Origin of the sequence: Halopenitus sp. POP-27 (assembly GCF_029889855.1) — an archaeon.
Classification (GTDB): domain Archaea; phylum Halobacteriota; class Halobacteria; order Halobacteriales; family Haloferacaceae; genus Halopenitus; species Halopenitus malekzadehii.
In genome coordinates this window covers 44029-50203 of sequence record NZ_JARANU010000019.1, presented here as the reverse complement: position 1 = coordinate 50203, position 6175 = coordinate 44029, and the positions used below count along the sequence as shown (strand labels likewise).

9 protein-coding genes are annotated in these 6175 nt (G+C 66.7%); 2 read left to right on the top strand and 7 right to left on the bottom strand.

Annotated features, from left to right (window positions below; translation table 11 throughout):
- Nucleotides 1–107: 107 nt before the first annotated feature.
- The 6 genes from OQF70_RS11635 to hisC form a co-directional block, all read right to left on the bottom strand.
- Complete coding sequence (locus OQF70_RS11635) at nt 108–590, bottom strand: hypothetical protein (protein ID WP_280537758.1); 483 nt, start codon at nt 588–590, stop codon at nt 108–110.
- A 3-nt stretch (nt 591–593) separates the two neighbouring features.
- Nucleotides 594–1184, bottom strand: a complete 591-nt coding sequence (locus tag OQF70_RS11630; RefSeq protein WP_280537757.1) for a transcriptional regulator — start codon at nt 1182–1184, stop codon at nt 594–596.
- A gap of 180 nt (nt 1185–1364) precedes the next feature.
- Nucleotides 1365–1601, bottom strand: coding sequence for a hypothetical protein (locus OQF70_RS11625; RefSeq protein ID WP_092814752.1), 237 nt, complete (start codon nt 1599–1601; stop codon nt 1365–1367).
- A gap of 62 nt (nt 1602–1663) precedes the next feature.
- Nucleotides 1664–2323, bottom strand: a complete 660-nt coding sequence (locus OQF70_RS11620; protein ID WP_280537756.1) for a CDP-alcohol phosphatidyltransferase family protein — start codon at nt 2321–2323, stop codon at nt 1664–1666.
- A 4-nt stretch (nt 2324–2327) separates the two neighbouring features.
- Nucleotides 2328–2870, bottom strand: a complete 543-nt coding sequence (locus tag OQF70_RS11615; RefSeq protein ID WP_280537755.1) for an adenylate kinase family protein — start codon at nt 2868–2870, stop codon at nt 2328–2330.
- Nucleotides 2870–3964 carry a histidinol-phosphate transaminase gene (gene hisC, locus OQF70_RS11610; RefSeq protein WP_280537753.1) on the bottom strand — a complete coding sequence of 365 codons (1095 nt, stop codon included), beginning with the start codon at nt 3962–3964 and terminating at the stop codon, nt 2870–2872. Before hisC ends, OQF70_RS11615 begins: the two co-directional genes overlap by 1 nt.
- 160 nt (nt 3965–4124) lie before the next feature.
- Between hisC and OQF70_RS11605 the strand changes: the two genes are divergently transcribed.
- Both OQF70_RS11605 and OQF70_RS11600 read left to right on the top strand, forming a co-directional pair.
- Entirely contained in the window at nt 4125–4844 is a 720-nt protein-coding gene (locus OQF70_RS11605) for a metal-dependent hydrolase (RefSeq protein ID WP_280537752.1), read from the top strand.
- 93 nt (nt 4845–4937) lie between these two features.
- Nucleotides 4938–5336 (top strand): OsmC family protein, encoded by a 399-nt coding sequence (locus OQF70_RS11600; protein WP_280537751.1) that lies wholly within the window; start codon nt 4938–4940, stop codon nt 5334–5336.
- Nucleotides 5337–5354: 18 nt separating this feature from the next.
- Here the strand turns inward: OQF70_RS11600 and OQF70_RS11595 are convergent, their stop codons facing one another.
- A complete protein-coding gene (locus OQF70_RS11595; protein WP_280537750.1) occupies nt 5355–6152 on the bottom strand; it encodes an HAD-IIA family hydrolase in 798 nt (265 codons plus the stop codon).
- Nucleotides 6153–6175: the final 23 nt, after the last annotated feature.

Sequence of the window (6175 nt, the reverse complement as noted above, 5' to 3'; positions counted from 1 at the left end):
TTATTCCGAACCGACCCATCTCAGGAAGGTCGAGGGGAATTAAATTCGCCTGCGGGTGCGGTGCGACCCCAAGACGGTGAAGCCTCGGGGCTTGACCCCGAGGTACTTCACGGTGGATTTCGTCCCGCGTTGAGTGGTCGATACGAGTCCGTGTGGTAGGCGACCCGCCAGAGTTTGAGGACGGCACGAGTGACCAACTCTTCAGGGGACTGTGTGATACACGAGGCTTCGACTTCGGCTGGATCCGAACTCGCATCGGGCGGTGGATGGTAGTGTTCCGATCCGTCGACGTGAACGTAGTCTCCTCCGTGTGGGTGCTTTCCCCAGCGAAGGTTCACCCCTTCCGTGTCCGTGTAATGGAACTTGTAATCGTGCCGGGTCGTCCATTGAATCTCGATGGTGGCCTCCTCAGCCTCACACAGCCCATCGTCGAACGCAACTTCGAGGGCTGATGGGTGGAGATAGTCGTCGAGTTCGGGTGTCGCAAGCGGTTCCATCTCCTCGATGACACCACGGATCCTCAACAGCGCTGGACGGTCGGTGGCCCCACGAAGCGTGTGAATTTCCGCTTGATCGGGAGACTCCGACATCGCTCAGGCGGGGACGCTATCGCCGGTTGAACGACGGTTTCCGTCGACGAACTGCTCGGCGTTTCCGATCGAGAGGGCAGCGTTCGCGAACGCGAGGTTCCGACGGAGTGTCTTCCACTCCCGAATCGTCTCGGGATCGATCTCCTCCTGTTGGGAACCGGACTCGGCGAGCGCCCGATTCGCCCGGTCAACGGCCAATTCTTCGGGTGAGTCGACACCGAATTCAGTCTGGTACTCGGTGAGCTGCTCGCGCATTTCCTGAATCCGCGTGATGAGTTCGTCGGTCGAGACGTGGTTGAGTATGTCGGTAGCCTGCTCAACGACGAGGGACTCGGGTGAGCGGCGATAGAGCGTGCCGCCGTGTTCGCCGGCAGTCGTCTCGACGAATCCCTCGTCGGCGAGTGTGTTCAGGTGCTTTCGGGCGGTCTTCGGAGCCGTCCGTGCATCGTCAGCAACCGACCCAGCTGAGACGGCGCTGTACGTATGGGCAATGACCTGTCGAATGCGCTGGTAGGGCGTCGTTTCGGACACCCAGTCCTCTTTGACCGCTTCGTTGACGTCCGCAAACTCTTCCGGCGGATGTCGGTCGTTCATAGAGAAACCCAGGATGGAGAGTAATATAGTTCTTTGGTGGGATCCTATATTCCTTCCCAATGCGGACGAATCGTACTTGGGTGTGAAGGAATTATATCGCTCAGTACAGGGTGAACTATCCCTGCCTCAAGAAGCCGCCGACGGCGGCGAGTAGAACATCGGCCACTCCGTGGCAGAACGTCAGAGCCGATCGTCCTCGATGCTGCCGGGATCCTCGGCGGTGTCGAACATGTTGTTCTCGGCGCTTTCCATCATCTCGTCGCGGGGCTCTTCGTCGACGATCGTGACGTTGTACGCCTCGATCCCCGAGGCGATGAGCTCCTCGGCGGCCTGCTCCTCGCTGACGAACTCCTGGTCGGCCAGCTGCTGGAACTCGGAGTACACGTCGTCGGACAAGGACAGTTCGAAGGTCGGCATATCGCCACGTATTTCGCCGAGGCTTTTAAGGACCAGGGTTGGGGTGACGCGCCTCCATCCGGCTACAGATCGGCCCAGGCGCCCTGAAACCGCTGGAGTGCGGTGAGATGGCCGACGACGGCGAACAGCGCCAGAAGGATCGCCACGATCCCGATCCCGGTCGGGCCGATCGCGGGGCCGACGAGGTCGAGGATCGCGTCCGGAAGCACGGTCGTCGACACGACCGGGCCGGGAACGACCGCCGCGAGGACGCCCGTCACGCCCACGAGCGCGAGCCGATCGGCGCGCCCGAGCAGTCCGCCGTACTCCCGACCCAGCCCGACCGCCTGGATCTGCGTGCCGAGGTAGGAGGTCATCAACACGCCCGTCACCGCCGCGAGCCCGAGTCCGTACCGGCCGATCCCGGCCGCGAGTCCGGCGAGGATCGCGATGTCGGCGTACCGATCGAGGACGTGGTCGAGCAGGTCGCCGCCCGAGGACTCGACGCCCTGCTCGCGGGCCAGCGCGCCGTCGACGAGGTCGAGCCAGCCGTTCCCGAACACGAGGACGGCGCCGGCGAGGTAGCCGGCCGGCGTCGCGAGCGCGAACGCCACCCCGGCGGCGATCGCCGCGAGAAACGCCGCGACGCTCACCCCGTCCGGGCTCATCCCCAGCCGGTCGGCCGCCGCCACCCACGGACTGAGCAGCCGGTCCGCGAGCGGTCGCAGGCGGTCGAGCGTCATCGGTTTATAAGTACCCCGTGAAGTCGACCGTTCCGGCGCTGGGCTCGCGGTCGCCGTCGATGACCGCCCGGATCGCGTCGGCGACCGCGTCGGGTTCCGCGTCGGTCGTGTCGATCTCGTAGACGTTCTCGCGTCCGAACCGCTCGACGGCCTCCGAGAGGATCACGTCCAGCGCCTCGCTCTCTGCGTTCTCACGCGCCGTCGCCGGCGGCTCGCCCCGATCGGTCAGCCGGTCCTCGAGGATTTCGGGAGCACACCGGAGCACGACGACCCGGTCGGCCTCGAAGTGGTGCGCGAGATGCGACTCGAGGATCCCGTCCCAGTCGCCAATCCGGTCGGCGATCGCCTCGAGGTCGGCGACGAGCGAGCCCCGGTCGTCGTCGCGCTCGGTCCAGAGGTCCTCGCCCGACTCGATCAGCTCGTTGAGGTGGATGACCGAGCGGGCGTTCCCGTCATCGGCCTCGTCTTCGTCCCCGTCTTCACCCTCGAGCAGCCGCGTCGCGGACGTCTTTCCGGTGCCCGGAGTTCCGGTGACGGCGACCCGCATTACGCCGACACACCCGGTTCGAGCCGCGCGAGCACGTCGTTGATGGCCTCGACCGCCGCTCGCGTCTCCTCGCGCGTGCCGGTCGTGACCCGGACGTGTTCGGGTAGACCGAAGGACGTGCAGTCACGGACGATGATCCCCTCGTGTTGGAGCGCTTCGGTCACCGACTCGGCGTCGCCGACCTCGATCAGCACGAAGTTGCCGGCCGACTCGACGGTCGGCGCGTCGACGTGCTCGCGGACGTACTCGCGGCCCCACCGCGCCGACTCGATCGAGCGCTCGACGTGCTCGTCGTCCGCCAGGGCGGCCAGCGCCGCGCGGCAGGCCAGCTCGCTGGCGGCGAACGGCGTGTTCACGCGGGCGTAGGCGTCCGCCCAGTTCTCGGGAACGAGCGCGTATCCCACGCGCAGTCCCGCGAGCCCGTAGGCCTTCGAGAACGTTCGGAGGACGGCGACGTCGTCGCGTTCCTCGAAGAGCTCGACCGCCGATGGCGTCTCGGCGAACTCGCCGTAGGCTTCGTCAACCACGACGAGCGTCTCCTCGGCGGTCGCCTCGGCGAGCAGCCGGACCTCCGAGAGGTCCATCACGGAGCCGGAGGGGTTGTGCGGCGAGGTGACGTAGATCATCCGCTCGCCGGCGTAGGCGTCGAGAATCGACTCGGCCGTTTGCTCGAAGTCGTCCGCAGGGTCGAGGTCGTAGGTCGCGACCTCGCCGTGATGGTACCGCGCCGACATTCCGTAGTAGGCGAATCCCGGATCGGGGATCAGGATCCGGTCGTCCGGCTCGAGCATCGCCCGGGAGAGGTAGTCGATCGACCCGTCGGCGCCTGCCGAAAGCCACACCTGTTCGTCCGCGAGGCCCCACTCCTCGGCGAGTGCCGCGATGAGGTCGGCGTGTGAGGACTTGGGGTAGACGCTGATCGACTCGGCGCCCTCCCGGATCGCCTCGACGGCGTCGGGGCTCGCGCCGTGGGGGTTCTCGTTCGAGGAGAGGGTGATGAGTTCCGCCGGATCGATCCCGAGCTCGCGGGCGACCTCCTCGTCGCCGCGACCGGGAACGTACGGGGAGTGGTCGGAGAGGTCCCGTGTGTGCATACGACCCCGTCCGAGGGCGGCAGCCTTAAGACTACAGCTTCCGGCTCCCGCGATCCCGACGGTCGGAGAGACGCCACTACGTGATCGTGCCGCTTTTCGGTTACGCTCCTGACCCGGGCGGCGACCTTTATTAGTCATCCGACCGATGACACGAACGCATATGGAACTCACCTGGCACGGCCACTCCACGTGGCACGTTTCGGTCGGCGAGACGGACCTGCTCATCGACCCCTTCTTCGACAACCCGAAGACGGACGTCTCGCCGGAGGAACTGGACCCGGATTATCTCCTCTTGACCCACGGCCACGCCGACCACATCGGCGACGTCGACCGCTACGAGGACGCCACCCTCGTCGCCACGCCCGAGCTGGTCGGCTACGTCCAGGACACCTTCGGCCACGACAGCGCCGTCGGCGGGATGGGAATGAACCTCGGCGGCACCGTCGAGTGCGGCGACGCCTTCGTGACGATGGTGCGGGCGGACCACTCGAACGGGATCGACACGGGCTACGGCACCTCCGCCGGGATGCCGGCCGGCTTCGTGGTCTCGGACTCGAAGCCGACCCAGGAGTCCGACGCCGAATCGTCGACGTTCTATCACGCCGGCGACACGAGTCTGATGGTCGAGATGCGCGAGGTCATCGCTCCGTTCCTCGAGCCGGACGTCGCCGCCCTGCCCGCCGGCGACCACTTCACGATGGGGCCCGCACAGGCCGCGATCGCCGCCGACTGGGTGGGCGCGGACGTCGCCATCCCGATGCACTACGACAGCTTCCCGCCGATCGAGATCGACACCGACGACTTCGTCCGTGAGGTCGAGGCGACCGCCGGCCCGAGCGAACCGGTCGTCCTCGAGGGCGACGAGAGCTACGAGATCTAGGTCCACGAGATCGCGTTCCTGATCCTCGAGCCGGGCCGGTCGGCGACAGAGGCCGATACCCTTTAGGCCGTCTCGCGAGGATGTCGAGGTGATATGTCCGACATCGAAACCACGACGGTCAGCGACGAGGGGTACGCGTCCACCAGCCAGGTCGGCGATTTCGACCTCCAGATCGACGCCACCGGCGAGACCGGCCCGGACCCGAACACGGCGCTCGTGGCGACGTACGCCTCCTGTTACATCCCGGCGTTCCGCGTTGGCGCCCAACAGCGCGGGATCGAGGACCTCGGTACGGTCCAGATCGACGCCTCCGCGGAGCTCGACGATGACGACGACCTGGCGTCGATCGCCTTCGACCTCCACGTCGAGGCCGACGTCGACGAGGACGATCTGGCCGAGATCGTCGAGCGCGGCGAGGACATCTGTCACGTCCACTCGGCGCTGCGCGAGGAACTGCAGGCCGACATCTCGGCGTACGGCGACGCGTTCTGAGCCGTCAGTCGTCCATTGTTATCGCGTTTTCGCGCCGTCCGCGAGCACCCGGTCGATCTCCGCAAGCGAGTCGAGGACGTAATCCGGCTCGTAGGAAGTCGCAGCCAGCCGCGCGTCGTCGGTGATTCCGGTCCGTACGAGGACGGTAGTCATCCCAGCGCGCTCGCCGAAGGCGATGTCGGTGTCGAGCCGGTCGCCCACGACGAGACAGCGCTCGGGATCGACGCCGAGACGCTCCCGGACGAGATCGACCGCGGGCTGTGAGGGCTTGCCCAGCGTGATGTCGGGGTCCCGCTCGGCGACGCCGGCGATCGCGTTGATCACGGCTCCCGATCCGGGGACGTTCCGTTCGGCAGCGGGGATGACGACGTCCGGATCGGTCCCGATGAACGGGATGTCGCGCTCGAGTGCCCACAGCGCGTCCCGGAGGTCCCCGTAGTCGAACTCGCGGTCGATCGACGCGACGAGCACGTCGGCCGTCTCCACGTCGTCGGTCGTCCCGAGGTCGGCCCCGGCCAGCTGTTCGAAGAGCCCGGACTCGCCGATCACGAAGTGGTCCGCGTCGGGGTGTCGCTCCCGGAGGTAGTCGACCGTGACCGTGCCCGCGGTGACGATCCGGTTCGGGTCGACGGTGAAGCCGGCCGCAGCGAGCCGATCAGCGTATGCTGGTGGAGCCTTCGTCGGGTTGTTCGAGACGAACAGCGGATCGATCCCGGCCGCCCGGATCCGGTCGTATCCCTCGGCGGCACCGGGAATCGGGTCGTCCCCGCGAACCACCGTCCCGTCGACGTCGAGGACCGCTCCGTCGTAGTCCATATCGGTCACAGGAACGCCGGCGT